Genomic DNA, 15,747 nt, shown 5'->3' with positions numbered 1-15,747 from the left:
GCGTTCAAAGAGGGAAAGGCAAACCGCCTGTGCCCCTCCACCACCCTGCGGGTGGTCCCCCTCCCCCAAGGGGGAGGACCGGCCGCTCCCCACCCCAAAGCCGACCTCGTCCCGGCATATTCTCAACCGAGCAAGGCCTCTTCGACCTGGCCCAGCCGCTCCTTGCCGAAGAACATCGCCTCGCCGACGAAGAAAGTCGGGATGCCGAACACGCCGCGCGCGACCGCGGCCTCGGTATTGGCGGCGAGCCTGGCCTTGATCGCGGGTTCCTGCGTGCGGGCGAGGAGGGCGGGGCCGTCGAAGCCGCTTTCCGAGAGGAAAGCCGTGGCAACCTCGGGATCGTCCATCTTCAGGCCCTCCTCCCACATCGCCCTGTTGACGGCGTCAACATAGTCGTCGAGCAGGCCTTCGTCTTCGGCGACGATCGCGCCGCGCATGATCAGCAGCGTATTGACCGGAAAATGCGGGTTGAGCCGGAAGCGGATCAGCCCGTGCCGCTCGATGAAACGCCGCATCTCGAGATTTTCATAGGCGAGCTTCGCCGGCACGCCGGAAAATTGCAGCATCGGCGCCTTGTTGCCCGTCGCCTTGAAAATGCCGCCGAGCAGGCAGGGGGTGATGACGAGATCGGCGCCGGTGCGCTCGAGCAGGTCGGGCAGCGCCTTCATTGCCAGATAGGCGTTGGGGCTGCCGAAATCGAAGATGAATTCGAGGCTTTTGGTCACCATTTTTCTCCCCAGGGGCGCAGGTCGAGTTCGTGCGTCCAGGCGCTTTTCTGCTGCTTGTGGAGCATCACATAATTGGCGGCGATCGCGTGCGGGCTGAGGATCAGATCCTGCGCTTTCGCATTGTCGAAATCGGGATGGCGGCCCTTGATGAAGTCGGTGTCGATCGCGCCGTCGATCACGACATGCGCGACATGGATGCCCTGCGGCCCCAGTTCGCGTGCCATCGACTGGGCGAGCATCCGCAGCGCCGCCTTGGCGCCCGAGAAGGCCGCGTAGCCCGAACCGCCGCGCAAGCTGGCCGTCGCGCCGGTGAAGAGGATCGAGCCGCGGCCGCGCGAGGCCATGCGCTTCGCGGCTTCGCGCCCCATCAGGAAACCGCCGAGGCAGGCCATTTCCCAGACCTTTGTGTAAACGCGCAGCGTGGTTTCGGCGATCGGAAAGTTCACATTGGCGCCGATGTTGAACACCGCGACCTCGACCGGCCCGACCTCGGCCTCGACGCGCTCGAAGAGGCCGATCATCGCCTCTTCGCTGCGTGCGTCGGCCGGAAAGGCGCGCGCGTCATGTCCCGCCTCGCGGATCGACGCGGCGAGCGCTTCGAGCGCGTCGGCATTGCGCTCGCGGCGGTTGACGCACGCGGTCAGCCCCTCGGCGGCAAAGGCGCGGGCGATCGCGCCGCCGGTGGCATCGCCGGCTCCGATAATGACGGCTGCGGGGTTGGGCATCGCGACTCTCCTCTTGGCCGCCAAGAGTAGATATGATAATCATAGTTGCAAGCGATTTTTCCGCGAGATGAAAATGTCCGCGACGTCCCGCCACGGCAAGGAGCACAGATGCCCCGACGCACCGATCTGTCGAAAACCTTTTGTCCCGTCGGGCGTGCCGCCGAACTGCTCGGCGACCGCGCGGTGCTGCTGATCCTGCGCGAGCTGTTCTTCGGCGTCCGGCGGTTCGAGGCGATCGCCGCGAATACCGGGCTGGGGCCGCAACTCGTCTCGGCGCGGCTCAAGCGGCTGGTGGCGGAGGGCGTCGTCACGCGCCACGAATATCAGCCGCGCCCGCCGCGTTACGACTATCGGCTGACCGACAAAGGCAAGGATCTGTTCGGCGTCCTCTATGCGCTGCGCGGCTGGGCCGAGCGTTGGGTTTATGCGCCGGGCGAGACCGGAGCCGACTATGCGATCGGCTATATCCACAAGGCGTGCGGGGCCGACGTCGGCACGGCCACCGTTTGCCCGGGGTGCGGGGCCGAACTCGGTTTCGGGGACTTGCGAGGGCAAAGATCGCCGGCGCTCGATGCCGAGCGGCTGGCGAAGGCGGGCTAGATCACGCCTTTTCGAGCGTGCATTGCAGCGGGTGCTGGTTCTGCCGTGCGGCGTCCATCACCTGATTGACCTTGGTTTCGGCGACTTCATAGCTGAACACGCCGCATACGCCGACGCCCTGCTGGTGGACGTGCAGCATCACCTGCGTCGCACGCTCGATGTCCATGTTGAAGAAACGCTGGAGGACCATCACGACGAATTCCATCGGCGTATAATCGTCGTTGAGCAGCAGCACCTTGTACATCGACGGCTTCTTGGGCTTCGCGCGCGTGCGCGTCGCAATGCCCACGCCGGGTGCGCCGGGCGTATCCTCGTCCTTGTCCGCCATCAGGCGGACCGCATAGGGGATCGAAGCGGGAAGCATCATCGACAGAATATCGCACGCGTAAGGGGATTCGCAAGAGGGTGCCGGTCCATTAACCCCCTTTTGCAGGTGCCGGGCAAACAAGAACCGCCCGCTTCGGGGGGAAGCGGGCGGCCTTGGGAGCGTCGGCGCAGGCGGGGAGGAGGGGAGAGAGGCCCGCGCCGACGTTCGGGAAAGAGGAAGGCCCTCAGGCTGCCTTCATCTTCGAAGTGATCACCGAGACGCGGTTCGAGATCGGCGCAAAGCTGTCGTTCGTCATCTTGACGAAGAGCTCGCTGGTCTTCGAGGTCTGCGCAACCGCGGCGTCGAACGCCTTCTTGCTGTTCTCGGCATAGAGCTTGAAGAATTCGGCCGGCGACTTGACGGCGGTGTAGCCCTTCATCGCGGCGGTCGTGTCTTCGAAGCTCTTGCGGGCGAAGGCGACGCCTTCCTGGCCGAGTGTTTCGAGGTTCTTGGCCGCGATCTTGCCCGATTCGACAAGCGCTTCGAGGTTCGCCTTGTTGAACTCGACGGCCTCTTCGGCGAGCTTGCTGCTCTTCGCCATCGCTTCCTTCGCCTTTTCGTTGAATTCGGCGGTCAGCGCTTCGGTGCGGGTCTTGGCTTCGTCAGCGAACTTCTTGACGGTGTCGTTCATGGTCTTGAATCCTTTGGTCGGGGCAGCGGCCGGCTTCGGCGCCGCCTTTGTGGGCTTGGGGGCAATGATCTTTGCGGCCGCCTTCTTGGGAGCAGCCTTTTTCGCGGCCGGCTTTGCGGCCTTCTTTTGGACCGGCTTGGCTTTTGCCTTCACGGTCGGGGTCTTTGGCGCTTCGACCTTCGCGGGGGCCGGAACGGCGGCTTCGGTCGCTGCCGTTGCCGCAGGAGTCGCCGGCTTGGCGGCCGTTTCCAGCGTCGCGGCTTCGAAAGCCTTTTCAGCACTGTCCATCTTGCTAGCCATTGGACAACTCCTTTATGTTGCACTGCACAATATAGGAGCGAATCGCGGATTGCAAGAGATTTTTGTGCGGCGCACAAAAGTCAGAAAGCCGCAATCGCGCGGCCTCCGTATAGGGCAGCGATATTACCGCTGTTTGACGTAGCGGCCGGGGGCGTCCTCGATGGCTTTCTTCGCGCCCTTGCCCGGCACGCGCGCGCCCTTGGCCGGACGTTTTCCGGCATCCTGTCCGGCGATCCAGCCGATCCAGTGCGGCCACCAGCTGCCCTTGGTCTCGCTTGCCGAGGCGATGAACTCCTCCAGGCTCCCGGCGGCATTGTCGCCGGTCCAATATTGATATTTGCCCGCCGCGGGCGGATTAACCACGCCGGCGATATGTCCCGAACCTGCAAGCAGGAAAGTCCGGGGGCCGGACAGATGATCCATCATCCGCCAGACGCTCGCGAGCGGCGCGATATGATCTTCGCGCCCGGCCTGGATATAGGCGGGGGTGCGGATCTTTCTGAGGTCGATCGGCGTGCCCAGCACCGACAGGCTGTTCGGGATCACCAGCCGGTTGTCGCGATAAAGGTCGACCAGATATTGGCGGTGCCATTTCGCCGGCAGATTGGTGACGTCGCCGTTCCAATAGAGCAGGTCGAAGGGCGGATAGTCGTTGCCGAGCAGATAATTGCTGACGACATAGTTCCAGATGAGGTCGCGTCCGCGCAGCGCGTTGAAGGTCGCGGCCATGTAGCGGCCGTCGAGAAAGCCTTGCGACGACAATTGCTGAAGCAGCGCCAGATAGCTTTCGTCGACGAACAGCTTGAGGTCGCCCGCCCGCTCGAAATCGACCTGTGCGGTAAAGAAGGTCGCCGACTTCACCTTGTCGGCTTCGCCCTTTGCGGCGAGCATCGCGAGCGTCGCCGCAAGCGTGGTGCCCGCGACGCAATAGCCGATCGTATGGACGTGCGGCACGTCGAGCAACTCGCGAACCGTGTCGATCGCGTCGACCTCGGCCGCGACATAATCGTCCCACACGACGTCGCCCATCGTCTCGTCGGCCGATTTCCACGAGACCATGAACACCGACAATCCCTGCTCGACCGCCCATTTGACGAAACTTTTCGCCGGATTGAGGTCGAGGATGTAGAAGCGGTTGATCCACGGCGGAAAGATGACGAGCGGGACGGTCAGCACCTCTTTCGTCGTCGGCGCATAATGGATGAGCTGATAGAGGCCGGTTTCGTGGATGACCTTGCCCGGCGTCGTCGCGATGTTCACGCCGAGCTCGAACGCATCCCTGTCGACATGGCTCAACTGCCCGCGCGCGAGGTCGGCGAGCATGTGCTTCAGCCCTTTGAGCAGGCTTTCGCCGCGCGTCTCGATCGCGCGCTTGATCACTTCGGGGTTGGTGACGGCAAGGTTGGTCGGCGACAGCGCCTCGGCCATCGAGCGCGCGGCGAACTCCATCTTCGCGCGCGCTTCGGCGTCGAGCCCGGGCAGCTGGCGCGCGGTTTCGAGCAGTTGATCGGAGAGCAGGCCATAGGTCTGGCGGATCAGCGCAAAGGCGGGGTTCTGCGTCCAGTCGGGATCGGAGAAGCGCCGGTCCCTGGGGGCTTCGGCGGCGGTGCCGGGGGTGAGGCCGGGGGTGAGGCCGGGAGTGAGCGCCGCGAGCGAAGACCAGAAGCGCGCGCCCTGTTCCCACATCTTCGCCGATTGTTCGGCCCAGATTTGCGCGCCGTCGCTGCCGAGCCACTTCGACGGGTCGAACAGCGGCTGGGCGTCCTTTTCCTCGTCCGCCTGCCCCAGCGCATATTCGAGCATCATCGCCTGAGCGCGCGCCATCACGCTGGTCCAGTGCTGCAAATCCTCGGGTGCGGGCATGAAGGGGTTCGGTGTGTTGCCGGCTTCGTCCGTTCCGTCCTGGCCTCGCTCGCTCATGCTGGTTCCCGCTGGTAAGCCTCTCGTCTGTTGCGTATAACAAGTCACGTCGTGGCTGGCGAGGCGCCGTTCGCGACATTTTATTACCTAACGAAAAGGAGTTGTTCTAGTTTCCCATGTCCGACGATGAATTCTACCGCATCAAGCGCCTGCCGCCCTATGTCATCGCCGAAGTGAATGCGATGCGAGCGGCCGCGCGAGCCGCGGGCGAGGACATCATCGACCTGGGGATGGGCAACCCCGACCTGCCGCCGCCGCAGCATGTGATCGACAAGCTGTGCGAGGTCGCGCAAAAGCCCGATGCGCACGGCTATTCGCAGTCGAAGGGCATTCCGGGCCTCCGCCGCGCGCAGGCGAACTATTACGCGCGCCGCTTCAACGTCGAGCTCGACCCCGAAAGCGAGGTCGTGGTGACCATGGGGTCGAAGGAAGGGCTCGCGAGCCTCGCGACCGCGATCACCGGCCCCGGCGACGTCGTGCTCGCGCCGAACCCCAGCTATCCGATCCACACCTTCGGCTTCATCATCGCCGGGGCGACGATCCGCAGCGTGCCGACGACGCCCGACGAGAATTACTGGCGTGCGCTCGACCGCGCGATGGCGTTCACCGTGCCGCGCCCGTCGATCCTGGTGGTCAACTATCCGTCGAACCCGACCGCCGAGGCGGTCGATCTTGCCTTCTACGAACGGCTCGTCGCCTGGGCGAAGGAGAATAAGGTCTGGGTGCTTTCGGACCTCGCCTATTCGGAGCTTTATTACGACGGCAATCCGACCCCCTCGATCCTGCAGGTGCCGGGCGCGAAGGATGTCGCGATCGAGTTCACCTCGATGTCGAAGACCTATTCGATGGCGGGCTGGCGCATGGGCTTTGCGGTCGGCAACAAAAGGCTGATCGCCGCGATGACGCGCGTCAAATCCTATCTCGATTACGGCGCCTTCACCCCGATCCAGGCGGCGGCGTGTGCGGCGCTCAACGGGCCGCAGGACATCGTCGCGAAGAACCGCGAGCTTTATCAGAAGCGCCGCGACGTGATGGTCGAAAGTTTCGCGCGCGCCGGCTGGGATATCCCGAGTCCGCCCGCCTCGATGTTCGCCTGGGCGCCGCTGCCGCCTGCGCTCAAGGACATGGGCAGCCTCGAATTTTCGAAGCAGCTTCTGACCCATGCCAAGGTCGCGGTTGCGCCGGGGGTCGGCTATGGCGAGGACGGCGAGGGCTTCGTCCGCATCGCGATGGTCGAGAATGAGCAGCGCATCCGCCAGGCGGCGCGCAACATCCGCAAATTCCTGTCGATGCACGGCGTCAACACACCCTCGGTCGCCGCCGGTAGCGGGAGCTAGGCGCTGACTTCCATCCTCGACGGGGCGCCGACGATCGCCCAGACGATCCAATTGTCCGTCGCGCCGGTGTTCCTGCTGGTCGCGATGGGCAATCTGCTCAACGTCTTCACCGGCCGGCTGGCGCGCGTGATCGACCGCTCGCGCAAGCTGTCCGAACGGCACGGCGCGACGAGCGGCATCGAACATGCGCGGCTCGTCGACGAGCTGCGCCTGCTCGTGAAGCGGATGCGCGTCATCAACAATGCGATCCTCTGCGCGGTCTGCGGCGGGCTCGTCGTGTGCGTCCTCGTGTCGCTGCTCTTCCTGCAATATGCGGCCGGACTACACATCGGGCTGGCGATTTCGGGCGTGTTCGTCCTCGCGATGCTCTTCCTGCTGCTCTCGCTCGGCCTGTTCCTCTATGAGGTCCGGCTGGCGACCCACGCGATCAAGGTGCCCACCGAATTTCTCGAGCATGAATAGGCGACCGCCGCGCCGGGCGAAAATTTTTGCGCCGGATTTGCCGCGGCAGCCGTAGCGGCAATCGCACGCGGCGGTTTTCGGGGCGCCGCAACGGCGTTGACAGCCTCTCCCTGGCTCTGCACCTTCGTTGCCCGGGAGAGAAAAATGAACGGAAAACCTGCCCTTGCCGCGGGGGTCGCTCCACCCTCAGCCGACAGTGTCAAAGCCCAGACGCGCGTGATGCTGTGGATCCTGCTGATCGTCTATATCTTCAATTTCCTCGACCGGCAGATCGTCAACATCCTCGCCGAACCGATCAAGGACAGCCTGAAGCTCAGCGACACCGAACTCGGCCTGCTCGCCGGACCGGCCTTTGCGGTCTTCTATGCGCTGCTCGGCATTCCGATCGCGCGTTATGCCGACAAGGAGGGCACCAACCGCGTCCGCCTGATCGCCGGAGCGCTCGCCATCTGGTCGGCGATGACCGCGGTGTGCGGGCTCGCGCAGAATTTCGTGCAATTGCTCTTTGCGCGCATCGGCGTCGGGGTCGGCGAGGCGGGTTGCACGCCTGCCGCCCACTCGCTGATCACCGACAGCGTGCCCGCCGAAAAGCGCTCGTCGGCGATCGCCTTTTACGGCCTCGGCGTGCCGATCGGTTCGCTCCTCGGGCTGATCCTCGGCGGCGTGGTCAACGACCTTTATGGCTGGCGCATAGCGCTGATGCTCGTCGGGGCGCCGGGGCTGCTGCTGGCGCTCGCGGTGCTGTTCTTCATGCGCGAGCCGCGCCATCGCCACGCCATCGAGGGCGCGGTCGCGGCGCGGCCCCCGCAATTGGGCGCGCGCGCCGCGTTCAAGGAAATCTTCGCCTCGCGCGCGTTCGTCTATATATTGATCGCGGCGTCGGTCACCGCCTTCCTCGGCTATGGCAAGGCGCTTTGGACGATCAGCTTCTTCATCCGCAGCCACGGCCTCTCGACGACCGAGGCGGGGCTGTCGATGGCGATCGTCCTCGGGCTTGCCGGCGTGTTCGGAACCTGGCTCGGCGGCAAGTGCGCGGACATCTTCGGCAAGCGCGACAAGCGCCACATTCTCTCGCTCCCGGCCTTCGGCATGGCGATCGGCGCGCCGATCCTCTTCCTGGGCTATGCCATGGAGGACTGGCGCGTCGCGGTCGCCATGCTGGTCCTGCCGACGATCCTGAACTCGGCCTATTACGGCCCCGCCTATGCCTGCGTGCAGGGGCTGGTGCGGCCGCAGGCGCGCGCGGTCGCCGCGTCGATCATGCTGTTCGGGCAGAATCTGATCGGGCTCGGCTTCGGGCCGTTCCTGTTCGGCGTGCTGTCGGACGCGCTCGCGCCGGCCTATGGCGAGGAAAGCGTGCGCTATGTGCTCTATGGCGCGGGATGGCTGGGGCTGATCCCGGCCTTCTTCTTCTGGCGCGCGAGCCTGCGGCTCGGCAGCGAACTCAAATCGGGATAGGGCCAATCGCAGGGAATCGGAATCACTCCGTCTCCCCGAGCGAAGACGAGGGGCATTTTCGAGCGAAGCGAGAACCGTACCGTCGCAGCCTCGACTTCGCTCGGCATGGCCCCTCGTCTCCGCTCGGGGAAACGGTGCAGATTTATGGAGCGATGGTCTAATAGGGCGGCGCCTGCCTGGCCCGCTGCGCCTTCGCCGCGTCGATCCACCAACCCAGATCATCGGCAAAGCGCGGGAAGGCCTTTTCCAGCCGCGCGCCATCCTCGCCCGCCGGCCGGCCGTCGGCGTCGAACGCGCCGCCGATCCGCCCGACCGGGAGGATCGACGAGGTGACCGCCATCCCCATTTCGCCGAGTATGTCGCGCCAGCCCATCATCGCGCGCACTCCCGACCACGGACCGGCCGAGTAACAGGCGATCGCCGCGGGGCGCCAGAACCATTCCTCGAGGAAATGGTCGGTCAGATTCTTGAGGCCAGGCTGCGGTCCCCAATTATACTCGCCGGTGACGAATAGAAAGCCGTCGGCGTCGCGGATCTTGCCGGCCAGTTCCTCCATCGCCGGCGGCGCCTCGCCCTTCGGATATTCCTTGTACATCCGGTCGAGCATCGGCAGATCGACCGCCCTGGCGTCGATCAGCTCGGCGCGGTCGCCGCGGTCGTTGATGGCGTCGACCAGCCAGCGCGCGAGCTTGATGCCCTGCCGGTCGCGGCGATAGCTTCCATAGAGGATGAGGATCGAGCGGGTCATGGCGGCAGTGGTGCCATGGCCGACGGCAATTGGAAAGGGCGGTAGCCGCCCTGTCCATCATTACGAGCGCAGCGAAGCAATCCAGGGCGTTCTACGCAGGCTCCGGATTGCTTCGCTGCGCTCGCAATGACGATGTTATTGACGTCAATCGCTGAACGGGTCGCGGATCAGGATCGTGTCCTCGCGCTCGGGGCTCGTCGACACGAGCGCGATCGGCGTCTCGATCAGTTCCTGCACGCGCTGGATATATTTGATCGCCTGCGCGGGCAGGTCGGCATAGCTGCGCGCGCCCGCGGTCGATTCGCTCCAGCCGTCCATTTCCTCATAGATCGGCTCGACCGCGGCCTGATCGGCGGCGTGGCTCGGGAAATAGTCGAGGATCTTGCCGCGCAGCCGGTAGCCGGTGCAGATGCGGACCTTTTCGAAGCCGTCGAGCACGTCGAGCTTGGTGAGCGCGATGCCCGTCACCCCCGCGACCGCGCAGCTCTGCCGCACCAGCACCGCGTCGAACCAGCCGCAGCGGCGCTTGCGCCCGGTGACGGTGCCGAATTCGTGCCCACGCTCGCCGAGCCGCTGCCCCGTTTCGTCCTCAAGCTCGGTGGGGAAGGGGCCGCTGCCGACGCGCGTCGTATAGGCCTTGGCGATGCCGAGCACGAAGCCGACCGCCGACGGGCCGAGGCCCGATCCCGACGCCGCCGTGCCGCTCACCGTGTTCGAGCTGGTGACGAAGGGATAGGTGCCATGGTCGATGTCGAGCAGCACGCCCTGCGCGCCCTCGAACAATATGCGGGCGCCCGCCTTGCGGACCTTCTTCAGCCGCTTCCACACCGGCTGCGCATATTCGAGCACGAAGTCGGCGATTTCGCGCAGCTCGGCGACCAGTTGCTCGCGGTCGATCGGCGGCTCGCCGAAGCCGGCGCGCAGCGCGTCGTGATGCGCGGTCAGGCGGTCGAGCTGCGGCTCGAGATGATCGAGATGCGCGAGGTCGCAGACGCGGATCGCGCGGCGGCCGACCTTGTCCTCATAGGCGGGACCGATGCCGCGCCCGGTGGTGCCGATCTTGCCCGCGCCCGCCGCGGTCTCGCGCAGCGCGTCGAGGTCGCGGTGAAAGGGCAGGATCAGCGCGCAATTGTCGGCGATCGCGAAATTGTCGGGGCTGATCGTCACGCCCTGGCCGCGCAGCTTGGCGATCTCGTCCTTGAGCGCCCAGGGATCGAGCACGACGCCATTGCCGATGATCGACAGCGTGCCGGTGACGATGCCCGACGGGAGCAGCGACAGCTTGTAGGTCTGGTTGCCGACGACGAGCGTATGGCCGGCGTTGTGCCCGCCCTGGAAGCGGACCACGGCGTCGGCGCGGCTGGCCAGCCAGTCGACGATCTTGCCCTTGCCCTCGTCGCCCCATTGCGACCCGATGACGGTAACATTTGCCATGATGCTGTCCTGCAGATTCGGGCCACGAAACGACCAGCGCCGGCCCGGCGCGGCCTTAGCGGATTTGGCCGCGGATACAAGGGCGCGCAGCGCGACTGGGCAAGGCTTTGCGAACGATGCCCTCCCTTTTGCGGAAACTATTTGCTAGCTGCATGGGATGACCGATCCCGACGCCCCCTATCACGCCCACATCTATTACGATCCCGCCGAGCGCCCCGCCGCCGCTGCGCTGCGCGACGCATTGGCGGGCGATCCGGCGATCCTGCTCGTCGGCCCGATGACCGATCGCCCGGTCGGACCGCACCCGTGTCCGCAATATGAGGTGCATTTCCGCGCATGCTCGGTCGAAGCGGTCACGTCGCGAATCGAAGCGGCGGGGCTGCGCGCGCTGGTTCATCCGCTCACCGACGACGACCTCGCCGACCATACGACGCTCGCGCACTGGATCGGCGAACCGCTCGATCTGGACACCACCGTTCTCGACCCGCCGGGCCAGAACAAGGGCGTGCCGCGATTTGGACGGGCGGATTTTCAGAATGACGGAGGGATAGAATGAAGAGATTGCCGACGACTCTCGCCATCGGATTCCTGTTTGCCGCGATCCCCGCCACGGCGGCACTACCGCCCAAATATCAGCGGCTTGCCGAGTTGAAGGCGATATTGGAGAGCAGCGAGGTTCAGGCGCTCCTTCCCGACGATCAGCAGGTCGACCGGATCGAATATGTCCGTCCCGACCTCTACCGCGTCTCGGCCGGCACCTGTTTCCTGCCGGTCGCGATCGTCGAAAGGCCGGCGCCCGCGGGCATGGTCGGACCGCGCCATTTCGATGTGATTCCGGGCGAGCTGGACTGTCCGGCGGAAGCGACGGAATAACGCCTATTCGGGGAGCGCAACGGGCCCGTCGGGGCCGAGGCTGTAACCACAGCCCAGCCGCGTGGCATCGTCGGCGCCGGTGAGCGCCGCGACGGTGCGCCAGCCGTCGGCGCGCAGGCTTGCGGCGATCGCGGCGTCGTGGCCGAGCGGCAGGAAAATCCGCCGCTCGCGCTCGTCCTCCTGCGCCAGCCCTTCGTCGATCAGCGGGTCGGGATAGAGCGAAAAGCCGACCGCGGGCTCTTCCTGCCCGCCGCCGACCGGGATCGCATAGCTGCCGCCCAATCCGACGTGGGCGCCCTGTCCGGGGACGAAGATCGAGAAACCGAACCAGCTTTGATAGGCGAAACCGTGGCGCTCGGTCGGGTCGAGCGTCAGCGCGACGCGATCGCGGATCGGCGCGGCGATCGCCTCGATCGCGTCGAGGCGGCTCGTCAGCACGCCCGCGGTGTCGAAAGCGCGCAGGTCGGCGATCGCGCGGTCGAACGGGCCGGTCGCGCGGAGCAGCGGCAGATAGGCCTCGGCGCCGATGCGGATCAGCGCGCCGGCATCCTTGGCATCGAGTTCGTCGCGCAGTTCGTCGCGGTCGACCGCAACCGGCAGCGGCCCGCCCGCGAGCAGGTCGACGACGTCGGGAAGGGTGAAGTCGAGCGTCACCGGCCCGATCCCCGCCGCCTCGAGCGCGTCGATCGCGACGCCGACGATCTCGCGCGCCGCGGCGACGCTGTCGCTGCCGATCAGCTCGGCGCCGACCTGCAACATTTCGCGCGCGGGGCGAAGCTGGCTCGCGCGCAGCTTGACGACCTGCCCCGCATAGCAGAGCCGCAGCGGTCGCGGCGCCTGCGCGAGCAGCGAGGTGGCGATGCGGCCGACCTGCCGCGTCATGTCGGGGCGCAGCGCGATCGTGCGCTGCGACACCGGATCGGTGAAGCGCAGCAGGTCGCGCGAGGCGCGCTCGTCGTCGCCGCCCAGCGTCTCGCGAAATTCGGCGAGCGGCGGCGCGACCCGGCCATAGCCGTGCGATCGCATCGCATCGACGAGCGCGCGCGTCACGCGCGACGCCGCTTCCGCCTGCGCGGGCAGGCGGTCGCGGAGGCCTTCGGGCAGCAGGGCGGGGGCCTTGGTCATTGCGGTGGCCTTAGGATGGCGGGGCTGCGAGTTCAACAAATCTCCCCTCCCGCTTGCGGGAGGGGTTGGGGGTGGGCGCGAGCGAAGCGAGCATCTGGCGGTGCGTTTGCCCACCCCGCTGCGACTAGCGAGCAAGCTCGCAAGTCTCGCTGCCCCTCCCCTGAAGGGGAGGGGGGCGTTGGCCTAAAACTTCAGCCCCTTCACCGTCTTGACGCCGGGAAGCTGGCAAATCTGCCACAGCAAGGGTTCGGGCATGGGCGAATCGAGGCTGAGCAGCAGCACCGCTTCGCCCCCCGCGGCGCGGCGGCCGAGGTGGAAGGTGCCGATGTTGAGCCCGGCATCGCCGAGCGTGCCGCCGATGCGGCCGATAAAGCCCGGCGCGTCCTCGTTGACGATATAGAGCATGTCGCCCGCAAGGTCGGCCTCGACCTTGATCCCGAACATCTCGACGAGGCGCGGGTCGTTGTTGCTGAACAGCGTGCCCGCGACCGAGCGGTCGCCCTGGCTCGTCGCGACGGTGACGCGGATCAGCGTGTGATAGTCGCCTTCGCGATCGTGGCGCACTTCGCGCACGTCCATTCCGCGCTCGCGCGCGAGATGCGGCGCGTTGACCATGTTGACGCTGTCCGAATAGCGCCGCATCAGCCCGGTGAGCACCGCCGCGGTGATCGGCTTCATGTTGAGCTCGGCCGCCGCGCCCTCGACCTCGATCGAGATGGTGTTGAGATTGTCGTGCGCGAGCTGGCCGACGAGGCTGCCGAGCTTTTCGGCGAGGCTCATATAGGGGCGCAGCTTCGGCGCTTCCTCGGCCGACAGGCTCGGCACGTTGAGCGCGTTGGTGATCCCGCCGGTGAGCAGATAGTCCGAAATCTGCTCGGCGACCTGAATCGCGACATTGACCTGCGCCTCGTCGGTCGACGCGCCGAGGTGCGGGGTGCAGATGAAGTTCGGCGCACCGAACAGCGGATGGTCGGCCGCCGGCGGCTCGGTCGCGAACACGTCGAGCGCCGCGCCCGCGACATGGCCCGAATCGAGCGCGTCCCTGAGCGCCGCCTCGTCGATCAGCCCGCCGCGCGCGCAATTGATGATCCGCACGCCCTTCTTGGTCTTGGCGAGATTCTCCTTCGACAGCACGTTGCGCGTCTGGTCGGTGAGCGGCGTGTGCAGCGTGATGAAGTCGGCTCTTGCCAGCAACGTGTCGAGATCGGCCTTTTCGACGCCGAGTTCGATCGCGCGCTCGGGGGTCAGGAAGGGGTCGAAGGCGACGACCTTCATCTTCAGCCCCAGCGCGCGCTCGGCGACAATGCTGCCGATATTGCCGCAGCCGATCAGGCCGAGCGTCTTCTGCGTCAGTTCGACGCCCATGAAGTCGTTCTTCGGCCATTTACCCGCCTGCGTCAGCGCATTGGCTTCGGGGATCTGGCGCGCGAGCGCGAACATCATCGCGATCGCATGTTCGGCGGTGGTGATCGAGTTGCCGAACGGCGTGTTCATCACGACGACGCCCTTTTTCGACGCTTCGGCTATGTCGACATTGTCGACCCCGATGCCCGCGCGCCCGACAACTTTCAGCTTCGTTGCCGCAGCGAGGACGTCGGCGGTGACCTTCGTTGCCGAGCGGATCGCGAGCCCGTCATAATCGCCGATCATGGCGATCAGCTCGTCCTTCGTCTTGCCGGTGATGACGTCGACGTCGATGCCGCGTTCCTTGAAGATCTGCGCGGCCTTGGGGTCCATCTTGTCGCTGATGAGGACTTTGGGTGTGGTCATTGGAATAATACCTTCCGTGTGCTCCCGCGAAGGCGGGAGCCCAGCTCCCGATGCTTGCGGAATGAAATGGCAGGAGATGGGTCCCCGCCTCCGCGGGGACACACAGAAATCACTTGAGCGAAGCGTAAGCCCAGTCGAGCCACGGGCCGAGCGCTTCGATATCGGCGGTGTCGACGGTGGCGCCGCACCAGATGCGCAGCCCCGGAGGCGCGTCGCGATAGCCCGCGATGTCGTATGCCGCGCCTTCGGCTTCGAGCAGGCCGGCGAATTTCTTGATGAAATCCGCATCCGCTCCGGCGACCGACAGGCACACCGACGTCTTCGACCGGCTCGCGGGATCGGCGGCGAGGTGGCTCAGCCAGTCGCGCGCCTCGACGATCGCATCGAGCGCCGCGGCGTTCGCATCGCTGCGTGCCTTCAGCCCGTCGAGCCCGCCGAGCGACTTCGCCCATTCGAGTGCGAAGATCGCATCCTCGACCGCGAGCATCGACGGCGTGTTGATCGTCTCGCCCTTGAACACGCCCTCGACCAGCTTGCCGCCCTTGGTCAGGCGGAACACTTTGGGCAGCGGCCAGTCAGGAGTATGGCTTTCGAGGCGTTCGACCGCGCGGGGGCCGAGGATCAGCACGCCGTGGCCGCCTTCGCCGCCGAGCACTTTCTGCCAGCTGAAAGTCGCGACGTCGATCTTGTCCCACGGCAGGTCATAGGCGAACACCGCGCTGGTCGCGTCGGCGAAGCTCAGGCCCTGCCGGTCATCGGCGATCCAGCCGCCATTCGGAACGCGGACGCCCGAAGTCGTGCCGTTCCAGGTGAAGAGCACGTCGTTCGACCAGTCGATCTGGCTGAGGTCGGGAAGCAGGCCGTAATCGGCGCGGATAATCGTCGGGTCGAGCTTGAGCTGCTTGGCGGCATCGGTGACCCAGCCCTCACCGAAGCTCTCCCACGCCAGCGTCGTCACCGGGCGCGCGCCGAGCATCGTCCACATCGCCATTTCGAAGGCGCCGGTGTCCGATCCGGGGACGATGCCGATGCGGTGGGTGTCGGGCAATTGCAGCACCTCGCGCATCAGGTCGATGCAATATTGGAGGCGCGCCTTGCCGATCTTCGCGCGATGCGAACGGCCGAGCGATTCGGTGGAAATTTTTTCGGGGGACCAGCCCGGCGGCTTCGCGCAGGGACCGGAAGAGAAAGTGGCGCGCGCAGGGCGCACCTGCGGCTTCGTGGCGTCAATCATAAAACTCTCCTTACAGAGAGCACGCGCGGCGTTGG

At 65.9% G+C, this 15,747-nt stretch carries 17 protein-coding genes; 7 read left to right on the top strand and 10 right to left on the bottom strand.

Annotation, left to right across the window (positions count from 1 at the left end):
- Positions 1–122 precede the first annotated feature (122 nt).
- Both KNJ79_RS13385 and KNJ79_RS13380 read right to left on the bottom strand, forming a co-directional pair.
- Entirely contained in the window at positions 123–728 is a 606-nt protein-coding gene (locus tag KNJ79_RS13385; protein WP_317151442.1) for a 2-hydroxychromene-2-carboxylate isomerase, read from the bottom strand.
- Positions 722–1,453, bottom strand: a complete 732-nt coding sequence (locus tag KNJ79_RS13380; RefSeq protein ID WP_317151441.1) for an SDR family oxidoreductase — start codon at positions 1,451–1,453, stop codon at positions 722–724. Before KNJ79_RS13380 ends, KNJ79_RS13385 begins: the two co-directional genes overlap by 7 nt.
- Before the next feature lie 108 nt (positions 1,454–1,561).
- Here KNJ79_RS13380 and KNJ79_RS13375 point away from each other — a divergent pair, with 108 nt between their 5' ends.
- Complete coding sequence (locus KNJ79_RS13375) at positions 1,562–2,053, top strand: winged helix-turn-helix transcriptional regulator (RefSeq protein ID WP_317151440.1); 492 nt, start codon at positions 1,562–1,564, stop codon at positions 2,051–2,053.
- Between the two features lies 1 nt (position 2,054).
- Here KNJ79_RS13375 and clpS read toward each other — a convergent pair whose 3' ends face one another.
- Complete coding sequence (gene clpS / locus KNJ79_RS13370; protein WP_245836567.1) at positions 2,055–2,381, bottom strand: ATP-dependent Clp protease adapter ClpS; 327 nt, start codon at positions 2,379–2,381, stop codon at positions 2,055–2,057.
- Between the two features lie 223 nt (positions 2,382–2,604).
- Entirely contained in the window at positions 2,605–3,051 is a 447-nt protein-coding gene (locus KNJ79_RS13365; protein WP_245836534.1) for a phasin family protein, read from the bottom strand.
- Between KNJ79_RS13365 and KNJ79_RS13360 the strand changes: the two genes are divergently transcribed.
- On the top strand, positions 3,050–3,493 hold the full coding sequence (locus KNJ79_RS13360) for a hypothetical protein (RefSeq protein ID WP_317151439.1): 444 nt from the start codon (positions 3,050–3,052) through the stop codon (positions 3,491–3,493). The genes KNJ79_RS13365 and KNJ79_RS13360 overlap by 2 nt on opposite strands.
- On the opposite strand, the gene KNJ79_RS13355 is transcribed toward KNJ79_RS13360, so the two are convergent.
- A complete protein-coding gene (locus KNJ79_RS13355; RefSeq protein ID WP_317151438.1) occupies positions 3,475–5,271 on the bottom strand; it encodes a PHA/PHB synthase family protein in 1,797 nt (598 codons plus the stop codon). The genes KNJ79_RS13360 and KNJ79_RS13355 overlap by 19 nt on opposite strands.
- A 116-nt stretch (positions 5,272–5,387) precedes the next feature.
- Between KNJ79_RS13355 and KNJ79_RS13350 the strand changes: the two genes are divergently transcribed.
- The 3 genes from KNJ79_RS13350 to KNJ79_RS13340 all read left to right on the top strand — a co-directional run bounded on the left by KNJ79_RS13350 (position 5,388) and on the right by KNJ79_RS13340 (position 8,528).
- A complete protein-coding gene (locus KNJ79_RS13350) occupies positions 5,388–6,608 on the top strand; it encodes an LL-diaminopimelate aminotransferase (protein ID WP_089214833.1) in 1,221 nt (406 codons plus the stop codon).
- Between the two features lie 51 nt (positions 6,609–6,659).
- A complete protein-coding gene (locus KNJ79_RS13345) occupies positions 6,660–7,070 on the top strand; it encodes a DUF2721 domain-containing protein (RefSeq protein WP_317151437.1) in 411 nt (136 codons plus the stop codon).
- A 144-nt stretch (positions 7,071–7,214) separates the two neighbouring features.
- On the top strand, positions 7,215–8,528 hold the full coding sequence (locus KNJ79_RS13340; RefSeq protein ID WP_317151436.1) for a spinster family MFS transporter: 1,314 nt from the start codon (positions 7,215–7,217) through the stop codon (positions 8,526–8,528).
- A gap of 157 nt (positions 8,529–8,685) precedes the next feature.
- Here the strand turns inward: KNJ79_RS13340 and KNJ79_RS13335 are convergent, their stop codons facing one another.
- Together KNJ79_RS13335 and KNJ79_RS13330 are read right to left on the bottom strand one after the other, a co-directional pair.
- Positions 8,686–9,276 (bottom strand): NADPH-dependent FMN reductase, encoded by a 591-nt coding sequence (locus KNJ79_RS13335; protein ID WP_317151435.1) that lies wholly within the window; start codon positions 9,274–9,276, stop codon positions 8,686–8,688.
- A 144-nt stretch (positions 9,277–9,420) separates the two neighbouring features.
- Positions 9,421–10,710, bottom strand: coding sequence for an adenylosuccinate synthase (locus tag KNJ79_RS13330; RefSeq protein WP_089214829.1), 1,290 nt, complete (start codon positions 10,708–10,710; stop codon positions 9,421–9,423).
- Positions 10,711–10,867: 157 nt separating this feature from the next.
- On the opposite strand from KNJ79_RS13330, the gene KNJ79_RS13325 reads away from it, so the two are divergent.
- The gene (locus KNJ79_RS13325; RefSeq protein WP_317151434.1) at positions 10,868–11,266 is read left to right on the top strand and encodes a DOPA 4,5-dioxygenase family protein; all 399 of its coding nucleotides are present in this window, start codon (positions 10,868–10,870) and stop codon (positions 11,264–11,266) included.
- Positions 11,263–11,583 (top strand): hypothetical protein, encoded by a 321-nt coding sequence (locus tag KNJ79_RS13320; RefSeq protein WP_317151433.1) that lies wholly within the window; start codon positions 11,263–11,265, stop codon positions 11,581–11,583. The genes KNJ79_RS13325 and KNJ79_RS13320 overlap by 4 nt, the downstream gene beginning before the upstream one ends.
- Before the next feature lie 3 nt (positions 11,584–11,586).
- On the opposite strand, the gene KNJ79_RS13315 is transcribed toward KNJ79_RS13320, so the two are convergent.
- The 3 genes from KNJ79_RS13315 to KNJ79_RS13305 form a co-directional block, all read right to left on the bottom strand.
- Positions 11,587–12,708 (bottom strand): ATP phosphoribosyltransferase regulatory subunit, encoded by a 1,122-nt coding sequence (locus KNJ79_RS13315; protein ID WP_317151432.1) that lies wholly within the window; start codon positions 12,706–12,708, stop codon positions 11,587–11,589.
- 183 nt (positions 12,709–12,891) lie between these two features.
- The gene (gene serA / locus KNJ79_RS13310) at positions 12,892–14,478 is read right to left on the bottom strand and encodes a phosphoglycerate dehydrogenase (protein ID WP_317151431.1); all 1,587 of its coding nucleotides are present in this window, start codon (positions 14,476–14,478) and stop codon (positions 12,892–12,894) included.
- Positions 14,479–14,587: 109 nt separating this feature from the next.
- Positions 14,588–15,712 carry a phosphoserine transaminase gene (locus KNJ79_RS13305; protein ID WP_317151430.1) on the bottom strand — a complete coding sequence of 375 codons (1,125 nt, stop codon included), beginning with the start codon at positions 15,710–15,712 and terminating at the stop codon, positions 14,588–14,590.
- Positions 15,713–15,747 lie beyond the last annotated feature (35 nt).

It is taken from the genome of Sphingopyxis indica, assembly GCF_032879645.1.
Classification (GTDB): Bacteria; Pseudomonadota; Alphaproteobacteria; order Sphingomonadales; family Sphingomonadaceae; genus Sphingopyxis; species Sphingopyxis indica.
Note: the sequence above shows the minus strand (reverse complement) of the source record. Positions and strands in the feature narration are given on the sequence as shown.

Excerpts from the sequence above, each read along its gene's own strand:
- KNJ79_RS13385 (WP_317151442.1), bottom strand. The coding sequence starts at position 728 with ATGGTGACCAAAAGCCTCGAATTCATCTTCGATTTCGGCAGCCCCAAC.
- KNJ79_RS13380 (WP_317151441.1), bottom strand. The coding sequence starts at position 1,453 with ATGCCCAACCCCGCAGCCGTCATTATCGGAGCCGGCGATGCCACCGGC.
- KNJ79_RS13375 (WP_317151440.1), top strand. The coding sequence starts at position 1,562 with ATGCCCCGACGCACCGATCTGTCGAAAACCTTTTGTCCCGTCGGGCGT.
- clpS (WP_245836567.1), bottom strand. The coding sequence starts at position 2,381 with ATGGCGGACAAGGACGAGGATACGCCCGGCGCACCCGGCGTGGGCATT.
- KNJ79_RS13360 (WP_317151439.1), top strand. The coding sequence starts at position 3,050 with ATGGTCTTGAATCCTTTGGTCGGGGCAGCGGCCGGCTTCGGCGCCGCC.
- KNJ79_RS13365 (WP_245836534.1), bottom strand. The coding sequence starts at position 3,051 with ATGAACGACACCGTCAAGAAGTTCGCTGACGAAGCCAAGACCCGCACC.
- KNJ79_RS13355 (WP_317151438.1), bottom strand. The coding sequence starts at position 5,271 with ATGAGCGAGCGAGGCCAGGACGGAACGGACGAAGCCGGCAACACACCG.
- KNJ79_RS13350 (WP_089214833.1), top strand. The coding sequence starts at position 5,388 with ATGTCCGACGATGAATTCTACCGCATCAAGCGCCTGCCGCCCTATGTC.
- KNJ79_RS13340 (WP_317151436.1), top strand. The coding sequence starts at position 7,215 with ATGAACGGAAAACCTGCCCTTGCCGCGGGGGTCGCTCCACCCTCAGCC.
- KNJ79_RS13335 (WP_317151435.1), bottom strand. The coding sequence starts at position 9,276 with ATGACCCGCTCGATCCTCATCCTCTATGGAAGCTATCGCCGCGACCGG.
- KNJ79_RS13330 (WP_089214829.1), bottom strand. The coding sequence starts at position 10,710 with ATGGCAAATGTTACCGTCATCGGGTCGCAATGGGGCGACGAGGGCAAG.
- KNJ79_RS13325 (WP_317151434.1), top strand. The coding sequence starts at position 10,868 with ATGACCGATCCCGACGCCCCCTATCACGCCCACATCTATTACGATCCC.
- KNJ79_RS13320 (WP_317151433.1), top strand. The coding sequence starts at position 11,263 with ATGAAGAGATTGCCGACGACTCTCGCCATCGGATTCCTGTTTGCCGCG.
- KNJ79_RS13315 (WP_317151432.1), bottom strand. The coding sequence starts at position 12,708 with ATGACCAAGGCCCCCGCCCTGCTGCCCGAAGGCCTCCGCGACCGCCTG.
- serA (WP_317151431.1), bottom strand. The coding sequence starts at position 14,478 with ATGACCACACCCAAAGTCCTCATCAGCGACAAGATGGACCCCAAGGCC.
- KNJ79_RS13305 (WP_317151430.1), bottom strand. The coding sequence starts at position 15,712 with ATGATTGACGCCACGAAGCCGCAGGTGCGCCCTGCGCGCGCCACTTTC.